This is a genomic window from Micromonospora sp. CNZ303, assembly GCF_004345505.1.
On sequence record NZ_SLVT01000017.1, the window covers coordinates 1 to 17,397 of the forward strand.

General features: G+C 72.9%; 17 protein-coding genes. 12 read left to right on the forward strand and 5 right to left on the reverse strand.

The genetic code is table 11. From position 1 onward, the window contains the following. Window positions 1-323 precede the first annotated feature (323 nt). A complete protein-coding gene (locus EV374_RS23775) occupies window positions 324-1,547 on the reverse strand; it encodes an MFS transporter (protein WP_132238971.1) in 1,224 nt (407 codons plus the stop codon). A 272-nt stretch (window positions 1,548-1,819) separates the two neighbouring features. On the opposite strand from EV374_RS23775, the gene EV374_RS23780 reads away from it, so the two are divergent. From EV374_RS23780 to EV374_RS23790, 3 genes are read left to right on the forward strand one after another with little or no spacing between them, the layout of a single operon-like run. Further along, on the forward strand, window positions 1,820-2,536 hold the full coding sequence (locus EV374_RS23780) for a class I SAM-dependent methyltransferase (protein ID WP_132238973.1): 717 nt from the start codon (window positions 1,820-1,822) through the stop codon (window positions 2,534-2,536). Further along, a complete protein-coding gene (locus tag EV374_RS23785; protein ID WP_132238975.1) occupies window positions 2,533-3,333 on the forward strand; it encodes a Rossmann-like domain-containing protein in 801 nt (266 codons plus the stop codon). The genes EV374_RS23780 and EV374_RS23785 overlap by 4 nt, the downstream gene beginning before the upstream one ends. Window positions 3,334-3,351: 18 nt before the next feature. After that, entirely contained in the window at window positions 3,352-4,386 is a 1,035-nt protein-coding gene (locus tag EV374_RS23790) for a pyridoxal-phosphate dependent enzyme (protein WP_132238977.1), read from the forward strand. A gap of 352 nt (window positions 4,387-4,738) precedes the next feature. On the opposite strand, the gene EV374_RS23795 is transcribed toward EV374_RS23790, so the two are convergent. The 4 genes from EV374_RS23795 to EV374_RS23810 form a co-directional block, all read right to left on the reverse strand. Continuing rightward, window positions 4,739-5,743 carry an ABC transporter substrate-binding protein gene (locus tag EV374_RS23795; RefSeq protein WP_132238979.1) on the reverse strand — a complete coding sequence of 335 codons (1,005 nt, stop codon included), beginning with the start codon at window positions 5,741-5,743 and terminating at the stop codon, window positions 4,739-4,741. Continuing rightward, complete coding sequence (locus EV374_RS23800) at window positions 5,740-6,534, reverse strand: ABC transporter ATP-binding protein (RefSeq protein WP_132238981.1); 795 nt, start codon at window positions 6,532-6,534, stop codon at window positions 5,740-5,742. Before EV374_RS23800 ends, EV374_RS23795 begins: the two co-directional genes overlap by 4 nt. Continuing rightward, window positions 6,534-7,634 carry an iron ABC transporter permease gene (locus tag EV374_RS23805; protein ID WP_486485927.1) on the reverse strand — a complete coding sequence of 367 codons (1,101 nt, stop codon included), beginning with the start codon at window positions 7,632-7,634 and terminating at the stop codon, window positions 6,534-6,536. The genes EV374_RS23800 and EV374_RS23805 overlap by 1 nt, the downstream gene beginning before the upstream one ends. 202 nt (window positions 7,635-7,836) lie before the next feature. Beyond that, window positions 7,837-9,132, reverse strand: a complete 1,296-nt coding sequence (locus EV374_RS23810; RefSeq protein ID WP_132238983.1) for a GTP-binding protein — start codon at window positions 9,130-9,132, stop codon at window positions 7,837-7,839. A gap of 231 nt (window positions 9,133-9,363) precedes the next feature. Here EV374_RS23810 and rpmB point away from each other — a divergent pair, with 231 nt between their 5' ends. The 9 genes from rpmB to EV374_RS23850 all read left to right on the forward strand — a co-directional run bounded on the left by rpmB (window position 9,364) and on the right by EV374_RS23850 (window position 17,091). Then, the gene (rpmB, locus tag EV374_RS23815) at window positions 9,364-9,600 is read left to right on the forward strand and encodes a 50S ribosomal protein L28 (RefSeq protein WP_132238985.1); all 237 of its coding nucleotides are present in this window, start codon (window positions 9,364-9,366) and stop codon (window positions 9,598-9,600) included. Next, window positions 9,600-9,767, forward strand: coding sequence for a 50S ribosomal protein L33 (gene rpmG, locus EV374_RS23820; RefSeq protein WP_013287204.1), 168 nt, complete (start codon window positions 9,600-9,602; stop codon window positions 9,765-9,767). The genes rpmB and rpmG overlap by 1 nt, the downstream gene beginning before the upstream one ends. After that, window positions 9,767-10,072: a 30S ribosomal protein S14 gene (rpsN, locus tag EV374_RS23825; protein ID WP_132238987.1), complete on the forward strand. Its 306-nt coding sequence runs from the start codon at window positions 9,767-9,769 to the stop codon at window positions 10,070-10,072. The genes rpmG and rpsN overlap by 1 nt, the downstream gene beginning before the upstream one ends. A 150-nt stretch (window positions 10,073-10,222) precedes the next feature. Beyond that, window positions 10,223-12,892: a BTAD domain-containing putative transcriptional regulator gene (locus EV374_RS23830; RefSeq protein WP_165947889.1), complete on the forward strand. Its 2,670-nt coding sequence runs from the start codon at window positions 10,223-10,225 to the stop codon at window positions 12,890-12,892. Between the two features lie 50 nt (window positions 12,893-12,942). Then, window positions 12,943-13,548: a hypothetical protein gene (locus tag EV374_RS32740; protein ID WP_165947890.1), complete on the forward strand. Its 606-nt coding sequence runs from the start codon at window positions 12,943-12,945 to the stop codon at window positions 13,546-13,548. A gap of 31 nt (window positions 13,549-13,579) precedes the next feature. Then, entirely contained in the window at window positions 13,580-14,134 is a 555-nt protein-coding gene (locus tag EV374_RS32745; protein ID WP_165947891.1) for a DUF3558 family protein, read from the forward strand. A gap of 310 nt (window positions 14,135-14,444) precedes the next feature. Next, window positions 14,445-15,281 (forward strand): CPBP family intramembrane glutamic endopeptidase, encoded by an 837-nt coding sequence (locus EV374_RS23840; RefSeq protein WP_132239205.1) that lies wholly within the window; start codon window positions 14,445-14,447, stop codon window positions 15,279-15,281. Further along, on the forward strand, window positions 15,278-16,435 hold the full coding sequence (locus EV374_RS23845; protein ID WP_132238993.1) for a histidine kinase: 1,158 nt from the start codon (window positions 15,278-15,280) through the stop codon (window positions 16,433-16,435). The genes EV374_RS23840 and EV374_RS23845 overlap by 4 nt, the downstream gene beginning before the upstream one ends. Next, window positions 16,432-17,091, forward strand: a complete 660-nt coding sequence (locus EV374_RS23850) for a response regulator transcription factor (protein WP_132238995.1) — start codon at window positions 16,432-16,434, stop codon at window positions 17,089-17,091. Before EV374_RS23845 ends, EV374_RS23850 begins: the two co-directional genes overlap by 4 nt. The last annotated feature ends 306 nt before the right edge of the window (window positions 17,092-17,397 follow it).

The following is a 17,397-nucleotide window of genomic DNA, read 5'->3' on the forward strand; positions in this document are numbered from 1 at the left end:
CAGCACCGACGCCGACTGCACCCACCGGTCCACGTCCGCCTCGGTCAGGTCACCGTCGAGGAACCGGTCCACCCGCACCGGCCACTCCTGCCCCGGCCCGTACGGGGTCCGTTCACCCCACGGGTCGGCGATCCGGTCCACCACGACGCGCTCCCTCCGAATCCCGGTCGTCACACCTGTCCCGCCGTCACCGCGGGTCGTCGCCTCGACCAGGCCCTTCAGTATGCGGCGATACCCCGGACCGCCATGCCGAAGCCGACCGGCAGCCACCGGTTCGGGGTGTCGTGCCGGCCGCCTCGGTCGGTCGACTCCGCAGTCGGTGATCATGGCCGCACGGTGAACCGACGCGAGGAGGGCACCAGCGCCGCGGCGGCGGGCGCGGCGAAGCACACCACGGCACACCCGGCGAGGACGCCGGCGGCGCCGAAACGATCGATCGCGGGAGCGATGAGCGCCAGACCGACAGGCGCGAGTCCGTAGGACAGGAGGAAGTCCAGCGAGGACACCCGGGCGAGCTTCGTCGGCTCGACCTCGCGCTGCGTGGCGGTGAACCAGGGGACGTTGAACAGCTCGATGCCGAGTCCGGCGAGCACGTAGGCGGAGACGACCAGCACAGGGTGCACCGGCAGGAGCAGGCTGAGCGGTACGAGCCCGTACAGGGCGAGCCCGGCCAGGGCGGTCCAGCCCTGTGCCGGCGGGCGCCACCGCCCGATCACCACGGCGCCGGCGAGCGCCCCGACGGTGTACGCGGTCATGGCGGCGGCAAGCACGGCCTCGGTGCCGTAGCGGTCACGGCTGACCAGTGGAAGGACCACCCCGGTGGCCGAGTATCCGGTGGCGATGACCGCGGTCAGCGCGGCCAGGCCCGCGAGGAACCAGGGGTGACGGCGTGCCTCGCGCACGCCGTCGGCGAACTCGGCCAGGATTCCGGGCCTGGCGACGGGCGTGTCGGGTCTGCCGGTCCCGGCGGGTGGGATCAGGGCGGCCGCCAGCCACAGGCCGCCGACGCCGAGCAGGAGCATCGGAACGGAGACGACCAGGGCCAGTAGCGCGGTCAGGCTCGGGGCGACGAGGGTCGTGACCCGCACGGCGAGGGTGATCGCGGCGTTGGCCTGCTGCCGTTGCGGCTCGGGGACCACCTCGGCGGTCAGCGCCTGGAAGGCGGGCCGGCACGCGCCCTGTCCCGCACCCATCACGGTCGCCGCCACGGCCGTCAGGGCGAGCGACCGGCCCATGCCGAACACCATCACCGGGGCGGCGAGGGCGCCCAGCAGGCCCGACCACAGCACCACCCGCCGACGCGAGTGCCGGTCGGCGAGCACGCCGCCGATCGGGACGGCGACGAGGAAACCCACGGTCCGTACGGCCAGCAGCACCCCCAGTTCGATGGCGGTCAGTGATCGGTCGAGCACGCCCAGCCCGAGGATGAACGGGAGGGCCCACGTGGCCATGCCCGAGGCCGTCGTACCCGCCCACAGTCGGACGAAGGAGGTGCTCCGCAGCACCGAGTTCGGCTCCGGGCGGGTCTGCACGGTGTTGTCGAGCATGCGCATCGATTCCTCGGCCTTGACCTGACAATGATTGTCATTATAGTAACGGTCGCGGTTCGTCTCGTCCCGGAGGTGTCCATGTCACGTCCCACCCGGCCCGGTCGGGCGTTCGACGCCGTGGCCCCGGCGACTGCCGGCGCCGCCCCGAGCGGCGGTGCGACACCAGCGGCCCCGGCGCCCGGCGCGGCGGTCGACAGCTGCCACCGACGACCGACGTTCTCCAGCACGCCGCACCGACCGCAGCCCGCCCGCTGACCCGAGGGAGGACCATGAACATCAGCCTGGCCGACCTGCCACCGGTACTGCCCGCCGACCACGTCGTCGCCATCAACCAGCCCGGAGCCGACCTGCACAACCACCGCGACTACGCCTGGAACGGCATGACGTTCGACCTGCCGCCCGGCGTGTTCCGCCCCGGCGGGACCAGCCGAATGCTGCACCAGCGGCTCCTCGACGGCGACATCGAGACCCGTGGCCGCGTCTACGCCGCGATGGGCGTCGGCGTCGGCGTCGAAGCCGTAGCGGCCGGGCTACGGGGCGCGCACACCGCCTACGCGCTCGACGTGCACCCCGCCAGCGTGCGGGCCACCGCACGGCACTACCGCACCCACGTCGGCGAACGACCCGACACCCGCTTCGTCCCGCTGGTGTCCGACCTGTTCGACGCGCTGCCCGACGGCACCCGGCTCGACGTCGTGACCTTCAACCCGCCCGCCGTCAGCCAGCCGGTCAGCGACGACCCCGATGTCGTGCGCAACGTCTGCGTCGGCGCGTCCCTGGTCACCAGATTCCTCGACCAGCTCGTCGACCGCGATCTGCTGGCCGCACACGGCGAGGTGTTCCTGATCCTGTCCAACACCGCCGACCTGCGCACCATCATCGGCCATGCCATCGGGCGCGGCTTCGCCACGACGATCCAGCACCGCCACGACTGGCACGACGGCGTCGTCACGTTCCTGTTCCTACTCACCCGCAACCAGCGATGACGGCCCTGACCGGCCTGGTGACGGCGGTCCTCGACGGCCAGCACGGCCCCGACCCCGCATCCCTCGTGGCCACCAGCGTCTTCTGGGTGCACCACGGCACCCGCCTCGCCGGCGGGAACACCACCTACCGCAACCAGTACGTGCTCGCCCGCGTCGGCACCGCCATCGGCGCGTGCGCCTTCGCCGCCGGCGACGTGGACCCGACCGTGTGCCTGGAGTACTCCGGCGCGCCCGTCGCCCACCTGCTCACCGACGCACCGCCCGAGGTGCGGGTGGCGACCCTCGACGCGTACCTGGCCCACGTCCGTCCGCACCGGGACTCCGACGCCGAGCCCGTCGTGCTGCCCGCCGGCACCCCGGAGACGCGGGCGCGGGCGCGCGACGCCGCGGTCGCCGGACTCCTCGACGTCGCGCCCGGCGCGAAGGTCGCGCTGATCGGCGTGGTCAACCCGCTCGTGGCCGCCATCCGTGAACGCGGCGCCGAGTGCCTGCCCTGCGACCTCACCCTGCGCACCACCCAGTGGGGTGACCCCGTCACCCCCGACATGCGCGATGTCCTCCACGTCGCCGACGCCGTCGTCGCCACCGGTATGACCATCGGCAACGGCACCTTCGACGAGATCCTGCGCACCTGTCACGACCGGGACGTCCCGCTGATCGTCTACGCCCAGACCGCCAGCGCGGTGGCCCGACACTTCCTCGGCGCAGGCGTCACCGCACTGTCGGCGGAGCCGTTCCCGTTCTCACAGTTCAGCGCCGAGCGGACCGTGCTGTACCGGTACCAGGCCCAGTCCTGACCACCCCGAGGGGAAGACGTGGACGAGCACATCAGCGAGACACTCAGCAGGCCGGCCCTGATCCGCCTGGACGACCGCACCACCTGCGTGCGCTTCGAAACCATGAAGATGGCGTCCGCCCTCGCCGCGGTACGCCATCTGCTGCACCGGGGAGTGATCACAGCCGGGGACACCCTCGTGGACAGCTCCAGCGGCATCTACGCCCACGCGCTGGCGCTGGCCTGTCACCGCCACGGCCTGCGCTGCCACATCGTCGCCTCCACCACCGTCGACATCACGCTGCGCACCCAGCTGGAGATCCTCGGCGCCACCGTGGAACCCATGCCACCGACCGCCAACCTGAAGCTGGACCAGGACCGCCGGGTCGCGCGGGTCCAGGAGATCCTGCGCGCGAAGCCGCGCCACCACTGGATGCGGCAGTACCACGACGACATCCACTACCTGGGCTACCGCCCGATCGCCACACTGATCCGACGGGAACTCGACGGGGAGCCCCTGACGATCGTCGGTGGCGTCGGCACCGGGGCCTCGACCGGTGCCCTGGCCACCTACCTACGCGATGCCGCCCTCGACGTGTCCCTCGTCGGCGTCCAGCCGTTCGACAGCGTCACCTTCGGCAGCGACCACGTCCGCGACCCCGAGATCATCATTGCGGGCATCGGCAGTGCCATCCCCTTCGCCAACGTCCGCCACACCCTCTACGACACCCTGCACTGGATCGGCTTCGACGCCGCACTGGCCGGCAGTATCGCCCTGCTACGCGAACACGCCGTCTTCGCCGGCCTGTCGACGGGCGCCGCCTACCTGGCCGCACGCTTCGAGCGACGTGCGGACTCCCGGCGGCACGTCGTACTACTGGCTCCCGACACCGGCCACCGCTACGTCGACGCCGCCTACACCCGACACGCCCAGGCCCTCACCGCACACGACCTGCAACCCCACCAGATCACCGAACTGGCCGAGATGAAGCTGCCGTGGTCGCGCATGAACTGGAACGCCGCCCCGGCCCCCACGGCCGCAGCAACCGACCCGGCCCTGCAATCCGCATCCTGAGGGGCCACGGCACCGGGCGACACCGTGGGGCCGGACGGCCCGTAGGTGCCGGCCCGCCTGGCCAGCGACAAGCTCGATCGGCCGGACGGCCGGGGAACTCACGTGCGGGCCGGCCGGGGTGGGGGAGACAGGTACGGCCTGACACCATCCAGCCAGCGCGCCCGAGCGCGAGAGCCTGGCCTGCTCTCCGCAGGCCAGGCTCTCGCGCGGTCAGCCATCCTGGATTCGGCCGCTCGGCCCGGACGATGGCGGCGACGGAGGGAGGCCCCCGCCGGTCGGCGCGGGCCACCACCGCCTTTAGCCGGACCGCGAGCCGGTCCGCGTCACGTGCGCTGATCTGCGGGATCCACGGTCAGGACCGCAGGTCCCGCAGGTACGCGGCGAACTTCTCCAGCCCGTCCACGTTGCGAGGGCTGCTGATGCCCTCGTTGTAGTCGAGGACGAAGAAGCGGTCGTTGACCACCGCTGGCAGATTCTTCGTCTTGGGCGAGGTCTTGAGGAACCTGATCTTCTGCGCGGCCGGTTGATCCTGGTAGTCGAGAATGATGATCACCTCCGGTCGGGCCTGGACGACCGCCTCCCAACCGACCTGCGTCCAACGGCCGTCGAGGTCGGCGAAGATGTTCCGGCCACCCGCGAAGGAGATGATGTCGTTCGGCGGCACCTGCCGGCCGGCCGTGAACGGTTGGTCGGTGCCCGAGTCGTAGAGGAACACCGGCGTCCGGGTGCTCGGTGCCTGGGCCCTGACCGCCTCGACCCGTCGCTTCATGTCGGCCACCACGGTGGCGGCCCGCTGTTGCACACCGAAAATCTGGCCGAGTCGCTCCAGGTCCGTGTAGAGGCCGTCGAACGGGGCGTGCCGCTCGGGGTGGTTCGGATAGTTGAAACAGGACTCGGCGTGCATGAAGCTCTGGATGCCCAGCCCGTCGAGGATCTCCGGAGAGGTGCCGCGCTTGTCGCTGAGCCCGGAGTTCCAGCCGGCGACGACGAAGTCGGCCTTGGCCTCCACCAGGAGTTCCCGGTTGAGCAGGTCATCGCTGAGAAACTTGACCTTGGCGTACTCGGCGGCCCACGGGGACTCGGTCACCGGCGGATTGGCCGGTGGCATCACGTATCCGTGGACGTGCTCGGTGAGGCCGAGGGCGAACATCTTGTCGGCGCTACCGCCCTCGTAGACCACGGCGCGTCGCGGGGTGGTGTATTCCACCGGTTCGCCGCACCGGTTGACGGTGACCTTCTGCACCCCGCTCCCGCTCGGTTCGACCTCGGCACCACAACCGGCGAGCAGCGCCGTGGCGGTCAACGACGCCAACGCGGTACGGACTGCGGTTCGCCGTCGGGAGACGGTCCCGTTCATCTGCGGATTCCTTTCGAAGATCTTGCTGAGTCCAGGGAATGGAGCAGTTGTGGATCACCGGTCAGCGGGTGCGTCACGACGCTGACCACGACGCCGAACACCTCGCGGACCAGATCGGCGGTCAGGACCTCGGCGGGAGTTCCGGTGGCGACGAGCCGGCCTCCGGACAGCACGCCGAGCCGGTCGCAGGCCGCTGCGGCGAGGTTCAGGTCGTGCAGCACGACGAGGACGGTGAGCCCTGAGCCGCGTAACAGGGACAGCAGCTCGATCTGGTGCCGGACGTCCAAGTGGTTGGTCGGCTCGTCGAGCACCAGGACCTGCGGCTCCTGCACGAGAGCGCGGGCGACGAACACCCGTTGCCGCTCACCGCCCGACAGCGCGAGCATCCCCCGGTCGGCCAGGTGCAGCACGTCGAGCTGTGCCATGGCCCATCGACACAGGCCCCGCTCCCGCTCGCTGAGCGGCTGGTTGCCGCGCAGGTGCGGGGCACGGCCGAGAGCCACCGTCTCGGCAACGGTGAAGTCGAGGTCCGTGCCGCCGTCCTGGGTGAGCGCGGCGACCGACCTGGCGCTGCGGCGCAGCTTCAGGGTGGACAGGTCGTCGGAGCCGAGCCACACCACGCCGCGGCTCGGCCGCAGCGCCCGGTAGACGCAGCGCAACGCAGTCGACTTGCCGGATCCGTTCGGTCCGATCAGGCCGACGATCCGCCCCTCCGGCACGTCGAGCGACAGGTCCCGGACGATGACGTTCCCGTCGATCTCCACCGACACGCCGTCGAGTCGAAGATCCATCACCGGCCGCCGAACAGGTAGCCACGACGGCGCATCAGCGCGAGGAACACCGGTACGCCGATCAGCGCGGTGATCACGCCCAGTGGCAGCTCCCGGGGAGCCACCAGGGTGCGGGAGACCAGGTCGACCCAGACCATGAACACGGCACCGGCCAGTGGCGCGACGACCAGCACCCGGTGGTGCGAGGCGCCGACCACGATCCGGACCAGGTGCGGCAACACCAGGCCGACGAACGCGACCGCTCCGCTGACCGCCACCATCGCACCGGTGACCAGTGAGGTGATGACGAACAGTCGCCGACGTACCCGGGTCGTGTCGACGCCCAGGCTGAGGGACGCCTCGTCGCCGAAGGTCAGCACGTCGAGGGTGCGGCTGTGCCGGTGCAGGACGACCCCTCCGACGAGGACGGTGGCTGCGGCCACCGGCAGGCCGCCCCAGGTCGCGGCGCCGAAGCTGCCCATGGACCAGAACAGCATGGTGGCGGTCGCCTCGCTGTCCGGTGTGAAATAGATGATCACCGCCATCAGTGCCTGGAAGCCGAACGACATGACCACGCCGGTCAGCACGAGGCGCAGAGGCGTGATGCCGGTGCGGCTGTACGCGGCCAGGTAGACCAGCGCCGCGGCAGCCATCGCGCCGAGGAAGGCGCCGGCGGAGACCGCGTAGATGCCGAGCGCGCCGAGTCCGCCGGCGACCGTGACCGAGACGGCGCCGACCGAGGCGCCGGAGGAGACCCCGAGCACGTACGGATCGGCCAGGGCGTTGCGCACCAGGGACTGGATCGCGACACCGACCGCGGACAGGCCCGCCCCGACGATCGCCGCGAGCAACACCCGTGGCGTGCGGATCTGCCAGATGATCTGGTACGTGGTCACCTCGTCGGCGTGGATGCGGCCGCCGGTGAGCGCGGCCCAGAGGTACCGGGCCGTCTCGCCGGGCGGGATGGCGACCGGTCCGAGGCCGATCACCACCACGAGCGAGACGGCCAGCAGGACCATCAGGGCGGCCACCGTGACACCCGTTCGCAGTGACGGACGGGGGGCGCCGGCGGCAGGGGCGTCCGGGTCGACCACGAGGTCGACGGTGGTGGAGGGCGTCACGCCGAATCACTCTCCCGGTAACGAAATCCATTGTCAAATGCGTATCGTGGCACGTGACCTGGGCGTTGAACCCGTACCGCCCGGGCCGTGCCTCGACGGCTCGGCGACCCGACGGGACCGCGTGCCGGCGGCAGTCAGAAGGCGAGGTCGGCGCCCCTGTCGCGGTGGACGACGGGTCGGTGCCGGGGGTGGACTCCGGGCTTCATGCGAGTCGTGCTCCTTCGGTGTCGGTATCGGTCGGCTCCGCCACGCCGAGGGGGAAGCAGCCGGCGAACGGGTCGTGGTAGGTCCGCCAGACCTCCTCGCCGTCGGCGAGTTCGGCGTCGGTCAGCAGGCAGTCGGCGAGGGTGCGGTGCAGCTCGACGGGATCGACGTCGAGGCCGATGAAGACCAGGTGCTGGTGTCGGTCGCCGTAGTAGGGGTCCCACTCCAGGGCGGCGGCGAGCCGGCGCTGATCGCAGACGTGCTCCCAGCCGGGTTCGGGCAGGCTCACCAGCCAGTGCCCGAGGGATCCCATCGCCAGGCCGCCGCCGGCGAACTCCCAGGCCACGACGGTGTCGGGTTGGCTGGCCAGCCAGAGGTGGCCCCGGGAGCGGAGCACGTCGGCGTTGACGTCCTCCAGGACGTCGTGCAGCCGCCGCGGGTGGAACGGGCGGCGGGCGCGGAAGACGGCGGAGACGACCCCGCAGTCGGCCTCCGGCTCGTGCGTGCCCAGCGCGAAGCCCTGGAGGCCCCGGGCGAGGACGCCGGGGGTCTCCGGCCGGTGCCGGTGGGTGTGGCGCAGTCGGCGGGTGAGCGCGTCGGCGTCGACGAGATCGCCGTCGACCCGGAAGTGCGCCGCCCACGGCGCCATCCGCTGGAGCAGGACCGCGATCCTGCCGGTGTCGAACTCTCCCTCCCGGGACCGCCCCCAGAGCACCAGGGTGTCGGCGTACTCGATCTGCCGGGCCACGACGTCGGCGAGACCGCGGTGGTCGTCCTCGGCGGCCTGGATGCCGAGCGTGGCGAGGTCGTCGGTGCTGGCCAGGCCGTCGAGCAGGTGCTCGGCGTCGAGGACGGTGACGTAGGAGTCGACCTGGATGAGGTCGGTGACCGGTGTGCCGTCGACGAGGTGGTGGGCGCAGGCGGCGGCGACCGCCTCGGGTTCCACCACCTCGGGCAGCATCAGCACCAGGTCCTGGCCGGGGTTGTCCCGGGTGAGCCGGACGAGGGTGGGCAGCACGTCCTCCCGCAGCGTGCAGGAGGCACAGCCGTGCGCCAGGGCGATCCGCTCGTCCTCGATGATGCCGGTGCCGGAGCGGACCACCCGGCGGACGACGCCGTCGCGGATGCCGGCGAGGTCGTGTCGCACCAGCAGCAGCGACGGGTCGGCGGCGAGCAGCGTACGGGCGACGGCGAAGGTCGCCGCCGGCCAGAACCCGGACAGCACGGTCAGCGACGGGCGGCTACCGGCGTCGGCTGTCTCGACGCGGATCGGGGCCTGCGGGGACGACGTCATCATGTTCCTCTCGGCTTAATGAAAACGATTGTCATTCTAAGCAGGTAGCGGTTGCCGGCGCGAGTCGCGCCCCCGGTCCGGGCTGATCGCGCGGCTGTCGGGTGTCGGTGGCCCTCGCCGGTGCCGGCCGCCGCGTCGGGCCTCACCCCGGCGCGGATCCGCTCGGACGGATGATGTAGAAATGAAAACCGTTGTCACTATCGTGTACCACCTGAGCAAGGAGCGACCACTGTGTCCAGACGTTGTGACGTCACCGGCGCGCGTCCGAGTTTCGGCAACGCCGTGTCCCACTCCCACCGGCGCACCCGCCGCCGCTGGAACCCGAACCTGCAGAACCACCGCTACTGGCTGCCGTCGGAGCGACGGTGGGTCGGCCTGACCCTGACGGCCAAGGCACTGAGGACCGTCGACCGCAAGGGCATCGAGCGCGTGGTCGCCGAACTGCGCGGCCGGGGAGTGCGGCTCTGATGGCCCGGCAGACCGACGTACGACCGATCGTCCGGCTGCGCAGCACCGCCGGCACCGGCTACACGTACGTGACCCGCAAGAACCGCCGTAACGACCCGGACCGGCTGGTGCTGCGCAAGTACGACCCGGTCGTACGCCGGCACGTCGAGTTCCGCGAGGCGCGCTGATGGCCCGCAGGAGCCTCGGCCGTCGGCAGGCGCGCCGCGAGACCCTCGTCGCCCGGCACGCCGAGGCGCGGGACGAGCTGAAGCGGGCGGTCAGCCACCCGGACACCGACCCGGACGTACGAGCCGACGCGGCACGCCGACTCAGCCGCCTGCCCCGGGACTCCAGCCCCGTACGACTGCGCTCCCGCGACCAGATCGACGGCCGCCCGCGCGGCGTGCTGTCCCGGTTCGGACTGTCCCGGGTGCGGTTCCGCGAGCTGGCCCTGCGCGGTGAGCTGCCCGGGGTGCGCAAGGCGTCGCGGTGACGTCACCGCGCCCCGCCCGCGACGGGGGAGGGGCGGTGGCGCTCGGTCGCACCGGCCTGCGGGCGCAGCGCCGGACTTCACTCCTGGCCGGTCCTGCGGGAAGCTTGACCGGCGCGCCAGGATTGCGCCAGAGACGAGGCGGAGGTGCGCGTGCGGTTCGAGGTACTGGGCCCGGTGCGGGTGTGCACGCCGGACGGCGAGGCGGCCCTGGCGCCGAAACCACGGGCACTGCTCGCCGTGCTGCTCGCCGCGGGCGGCCGGTCGGTCACGAGCGAACGACTGCTGGCCGAGCTGTGGCCGGCGGGCGTCCCGTCGACGGCCATGGCGACGTTGCAGATGCACGCGTCGGCGCTCCGCAAGGTGGTGGGCGACCGGTTGCGCACCACCTCCGGCGGCTATCGGCTCGACCTGACCGACGCCACCCTCGACGCCGCCGAGTTCGAGCAGACGGGGGCGCTCGGGCTGTGGCGTGGCGACGCGTACGACGGGGTGCGGGCCGGACACTCCGTGGCAGCGGCGGCCGCCCGGCTCGCCGAGCTGCGGCTCTCGGCCCGGCTCGACTGGGCGCGACGGGCACTGGCGGAAGGCCGGCACGTCGCGGCGGCCACCGAGCTGGCCGGTTGGGTCGCCGAACAGCCCACCGCCGAGGGGCTCGTCCGGCAGTTGATGCTCGCGCTGTACCGGTCCGGCCGGGCCGGTGACGCGCTGACCGCGTACGACGATGTCACCGCCGCCCTCGGCGAGCTGGGCGCCCGCCCCGGCCCGGAACTCGGCGCGCTGGCCGTCGCCGTACGCCGGCGGGACCCCACCCTCGACCGGCCGGCGCCCGGGCTGCCCGCGCGGCGCAACCGGTTCGTCGGCCGCCGCTTCGAGTTGGACCGGGCGATCGACCTGCTCGGCGCCGCCCGGCTGCTGACCATCGTCGGACCGGGCGGCGCCGGCAAGACCCGGCTCAGCCTGGAGCTGGCTCGCGAGGCGGCCGAGGACCACGACGCGGTGCACGTCGTCGAGCTGGCCGAGCACCGCGACGGCCCGCTCGACGCCCGGCTCGCCGCGGCGACCGGCATCCGCGAGGAGCCCGGCGTGGCGGTGCGCGACACGGTCGTCCGGCAGCTGACCGGCCGGGTCCTGGTGGTGCTGGACAACTGCGAGCACGTCCGGGCGGACGTGGCGGCACTCGCCCACGCGCTGCTCGCCGCCTGCCCCGGCCTGCGACTGGTGGCGACCAGCCGGGAGCAGCTCGGCCTCGGTGGGGAGGTGATCCTCACGCTGGGCGGGCTCGCCACGCCGCCCCCCGGCGCGACCGATCCACGCACGGACGCGATGCGGCTGCTCGCCGACCGGGTGGCCGCGGCGCGCGGTGGCGCCGGACTGGCCCCGGCCGAGCAGCCCGTGGCCGCCGAGCTGTGCCGCCGGCTCGACGGACTGCCGCTCGCCATCGAGCTGGCCGCCGCCCGGCTGCGCGCGGTGCCGCTCTCCGAGATCATGTCGCGCCTCGACCGGCGCCTCGACCTGCTGACCGGCACGTCGCCGGTGCCCCGGCACCGGACCATGCGAGCGGCCATCGACTGGGGCTACGACCTGCTGGACGAGCCACAGCAGAAACTGCTGCGGCAGCTCGGCGTGTTCGCCGGCGGCTTCGACCTGGCGGGCGCGGCCGAGGTGGCCGGCGCGGACCCGCTCGACCCGCTGACCCAGCTGGTCGACCGGTCCATGGTGGAGTTCGGGCAGGGCCGCTACCGCCTGATCGAGACCATCCGCGAGTACGCCCGCGAACGACTCGACCCGGCCGAGCGCGCCGAGGCGTACGGCAGGCTGGTCGCCGGCTGGGAGCGTAGGCTCGCGTCGCCGCCGCCGCTGGACGGCCCGGCGCACACCGAGTGGCTGGCCGGCATCGGCGCCGACCACGACACGATCGTGGCCGCGCTCGACTGGACGCTGCGCGACGGCGACCCCACGAAGGGACTGGGCATCGCCGCGGCGATGTGGTGGTACTGGTGGGTCGCCGGACGGATGGCCGAGGGCCGGGCCTGGCTCGACCGCGCGCTGGCCGCCGCCCCGCCGGCACCGTCCGCCCTGCGCGCCCGGGCGTTGCGGGCCGCCGCGGCGCTGGCCCGCAACTCCGGTGACCTGCCGGCCGCCCGCCGGCTGGGCGAGCAGGGCCTGAACACGTTCCGCGAGCTCGACGACCGGACCGGCATGGTCGCGGCGCTGAACAATCTGCTGATCACCGCTCAGGCGCAGGAGGACTACCCGGCATCGCTCGCGTTCGGCTACGAGGCGCTGCGGATCGCCGAGGACGAGTCCGACGCCCGGATGGTCGCGGCGGCGTCCAACAACACCGCGGGCACGCTGCGCTGCATCGGCCGCCTCGGCGAGGCGGAGGCGCTGTTCCACCGCGCGCTGACGGGATTCCGCGCCCTCAACGACCGGCGTGGGGAGGCGGCCGCGCTGACGAACCTGTCCACCATCGACCGGCGCCGCGGCCGGCCCACCCCCGCGCGGTCGGCGATGCGGGAGGCCCTGGCGATCTACACCGAGCTGGGCATCGCCGAGGGGCAGCTGGACGCTGTGGAGGGGCTGGCGCAGCTCGACGTCCTCGACGGTGACGCGGCGGGCGGGTTGCGGCTGCTCGCGCTCGCCGAGCGGGAACGCTCCGCGCTGGGCGCCCCGAGCTTCACCCCGGACGAGATCGCCGACCGCGACCGGGCGGAGGCCGAGGCCCGGGCCCGGCTCGGGCCGGCGGAGGTGGCGCGCGCCTACCGGGAGGCGGGCGCGACGACGCTGGCGGAGGCGGTGGCGGCGCTGCTCGCCGGCTGAACCGGCACGGCCTTTGGGGTTCCTTTGGCGCCGCCGTCCATCCTTCCGACGTGATCCGACCTACCAGGCCAGCGGCCATCTCCCTGCTCATTGCCGCGACGATGTCGGGCTGCGCGGCGACCGGGCCGACCGCTCGGGACAGCGACGCCGACGCGGTGGCATCCGTTGGCCCCTCCGCCGCGACCGCCACGGCGCATTCGGCACGGCCGACGTCGCCAGCCGGGACGGAACCGGCGCCGACGCGGCCGGCCACCACGAAGCCCGCCGACGGGAGGCCGGCCACGGCGAAGCCGTCGCACCCGGCCACCACGGTGGTCGCCGGCCCGCGAATCGTCCACCTGCGCGTCGCCCGGCAGCCGAAGTGCGCCGAGGGCACCGCCGTCTTCCGCGCCGACCCCGTGCCCCTGGTCATCGAGTGGAAGATCACCGGTGCCACTGGCGGGGCCCTGTCCGTGGACGATCCGACGAACACGCCCGGCACGTACGGCCCGGTGGATCTCGAAGGCTCGCAGGAGTTCCTCTTCTCCTGCACGGGCGACGTCGGCAGCACCGAAACGCACACCTACGCGCTCTACACGGTCGGTGGCGGGCCCGTGCGGTCCGCGACCGTCACCGCCTCGGCCACGGTGCTCGACAAGGGCCTCGGCACCAACTGACCCGCATCCCGTACCTCTGCGAGGAGACCTCGTGAAGCACCGCTCCGTTACCCTGGCCGCCCTCGTCGCCGTCTGCCTCACCGCGGGCTGCGACCTCACCGGATCCACCACCGCCGGCGAACCACCGACCGCGGACGCCACGCTCGCGCCGCCCGCCGGGGCCGCCTCCCCGACGCCGGACGCGACCGCGGCCGGCGACCCGGGTGCGGTGCGGGGAGCCGGCGGCATCCCCGACCCCTGCACCCTGCTCACCGAGTCCGAGGTGGTCGACCTGACCGGCCGCGAGGTCACCCGGAACGACGAGGACGGCGGCGATGCCGGCGACGTCACCCGCTTCTGCCAATGGCAGCAGGACCACGGCCAGCTCACGATCTTCCTGAGCCGCACCACCGCCGCGGACTTCGACGTCACCGTCGCCGCTGCCAGGCCGGTGGACGGGGTCGGCGAGAAGGCGTACTGGCACTCCGGGCACCTCTACGTCCTGCACGGCGCCGTGCAGATCGACGTCTACTCCCGCGGCGGCTCCGACGCGCAGAACCTGGCCGACGCCGAGCAGGTCGCCAAGGTCGTCATCCCGCGCGTCTGACGTCGGATCGCGGCCAGCCCGTCAGCCGTCCGCCAACGCCACCTCAGGCTCCGGCCGACCTGATCGTCGGCCCCGGCGGCACCGGGGGCCGGGCGGGTCCGGCGGAGGCGCGGTGGTCCCACGGCCGGCCGGGGCGCGGCGAGCGGCGGATCTCGCCAGGTCCGACCGGGTGGCCGGACTCCGGAGGAGGTCTTGTCCCCCGTGCGAGCTACCCGCAAGTGTCCACCGCACGGGGACGATTGTGGCGGCGGAACTCCATAGGTTTCTTCGTGTCCGCGGCGCTCCGGTCGCGGTCTGCGAAGGAGTCATCATGCGCTTCGTCAAACAGCTTCTCGCCGTCGCCGCCGTCGCCCTCGTCGGCGGGCGGAGCGTCGCCGCCGTCGAGGGCAGCTTCCTCCTCACCTTGGTGATCGGCGCTGTGACGGCGGTGCTGGGCGTGGTCGTCTACCGGTGGGTAGTGCGGCGCACCGAGCGCCGTGAGCCGACCGAGCTCGGCCAGGACGGTTGGGGCGGGAAGCTGGGCCGCGGGGCGCTCGTCGGCTTCGCCATGTTCGCGGCCGTCATCGCCAACATCGCGTTCCTCGGCGGTTACCACGTCGAGGGCTGGGGTTCGCCGACGGGAGCGCTGGGTCTGCTCGGGCTCATGGCGGCCATCGCGGTCACCGAGGAGCTGCTGTTCCGGGGGGTGCTGTTCCGGATCATCGAGGAGCGTACGGGCACCTGGATCGCTCTCGCCCTGACCGGCGTGGTGTTCGGCGCGATGCATCTGGTGAACCCGGACGCCAGCCTGTGGGGGGCGACCGCCATCGCGATCGAGGCCGGGTTCATGCTGGCCGCCTGTTACGCCGCCACCCGGAACCTGTGGGTCCCGATCGGGCTGCACTTCGGCTGGAATTTCGCCGCCGGCGGCATCTTCAGCGTGGCCGTGTCGGGCAACGGCGAGTCGAAGGGGCTGCTCGAGGCCTCGACGTCGGGGCCGGTCGCGCTCAGCGGCGGCGCTTTCGGGCCGGAGGGCAGCCTGTGCGCGGTGCTGGCCGGCGTGGTGCTGACCGTGGTGTTCCTGTGGCTGGCCAAGCGCCGCGGGCGCATCGTCCCGCGCCGCCACCGCACGGCGCAGGCCCCGGCAACCGCTACAGTCACCCAGTGATCAGGCTCCGGAGGCTCCCGGATCTGTGGCAGCAGTGGCCGGTCACGGTCCGGGACCTCCCGTTCGCCCTGGCCCTCGCCCTCGCGGCGGTGGTCCCGGCCCTGGAGCGGCAGGGTACGCAGCTCGGCGACCTCCCGGCCCGCCCGTACGACGCGCTGACCGTCGGTGTCGTCGCCCTGGAGTGCCTGCCGCTGGCCGTACGCCGTCGGTGGCCGGCCGTCTGCCTCGCGCTGGTGGCGCTCGGCTTCGCGCTCGACCAGCTCCGCGGCTACCACACCGTCGCGGGTACGGGACTGGCCATCGCGCTCATCAGCGCCGGCGCCCACCTGGAACGGCGCCGCTGGGTCGTCGCGGGTCTCGCCTCGGCGGCGTACGTGCCCCTGGCGATCTCCCTCGACCGGCTCGGATCGGATGAGGGCGTCGCGGGGTTCACCACCTTCTACCTGTTGCTGGCGCTCGCGTGGGGCATCGGGGCGTGGCTGCGCCAGAACCGGGCCGCCGAAGCGGAACGCCGCCGCCATGTCGAGGAGGCCACCCGCACCGCGGAGCGCACGCGCATCGCCCGGGAGCTGCACGACGTCGTCACCCACCACGTGACGGCGATGCTCGTGCAGGCCGAGGCGGCGCGCTACCTGACGGGCGCCCCGGACAAGCTGGACCATGCCCTGACCGCGATCACCGGCACCGGCCGCCGGGCCATCGGCGACCTGCGGCAGCTGCTCGACCTGCTCAACCCGGATCACAGCACAGGCGATCCGCGTACGCCGTCCGTCGGCGACCTGGACGCCCTCGTCGACCATTCCCGGCAGGCCGGGCAGCCGGTCGAGCTCGTCCGGGAGGGCACGTCGGCGGCGGCCACCGGCAGCACCGGGGAAACGGCGTACCGGGTGGTGCAGGAGGCGCTGACGAACGCGCTGAAGTACGCGCACGGCAGCCGGACCACGGTTCGCGTTCACCACGGGGAAGGAGAGACGACCGTGGAGATCAGCACCGACGGCTCCGGGTCCGGCAGCGCGTCCCCGGGCGGCAGCGGGCGCGGCCTCACCGGGCTCCGCGAGCGGGTCACCGCCCTCGGTGGCGACTTCAGCGCGGGCGCGCAGGCCGGCGGCGGCTTCCTCGTGCGGGCCCGGATCCCGGCTGGAAACCCGTGGTGACCGCGCCGGTCCGGGTGCTGGTCTGCGACGACCAGGCGCTGATCCGCGCCGGATTCGCCACGATCATCGACGCCCAGCCCGACATGGAGATCGTCGGCGAGTGCGGCGACGGACGCGCGGCGGTCGACCTGGCCGTTCGGCTCCGGCCGGACGTGGTGGTGATGGACGTCCGGATGCCGGTGCTCGACGGCATCGAGGCGACCCGCCTGCTGGCCGGTGCCGGGGTCCCCGAGCCGGTGAAGGTCCTCGTGGTGACGACGTTCAACCTCGACGAGTACGTCTACGAGGCACTGCGTGCGGGCGCCAGCGGCTTCCTGCTCAAGGACGCACCACCGGCGCAGCTGCTCCACGGCATCCGCACGGTGGCGACGGGCGCCGCGCTGCTGGCCCCGGAGGTGACCCGCCAGCTGGTGGGCAGGTACGCGGCCCGCATCCGCCCCGCCGAGGGCGACCCGAACGGCGCCGCGCTGACCCCGCGCGAGCTGGAGGTGCTCCGGCTCATCGCGGAGGGCCTGTCCAACCGCGAGATCGCCGCGGCCCTGGTGATCAGCCAGGAGACGGTCAAGACGTACGTGTCCCGCATCCTCACCAAGCTCGACCTGCGCGACCGGGTGCAGGCCGTGGTGTACGCGTACCGCCAGGGCCTGGTGACCTGAGGCGGCCCGCTGCTCCTCGCGGCCTTCGTGCACACGAGCACCGCGACGCCGGGCGTGGCGGGGCCCGGTTGCCGTCGGCGCTGGCGGTGCCGCTGTCGCGAAGGTTCCACCGCGACGATCTCGCCGCTCAGGAAGATCTCGTCCAGCCCTCGGGTGCCCAGGTAACTCCCGCTGATAGCGGGCGCGGGTCCGGCTGAACGTTGCAGCGGGCGGCGACTCGTAGCTGCGGCGCCTGCGGTCCGGGTGGTCGACTAGGCGGAGGCATTTCCCGCAACTGCGGTAGTCCTGACCGTTCTGCTGCGCTGA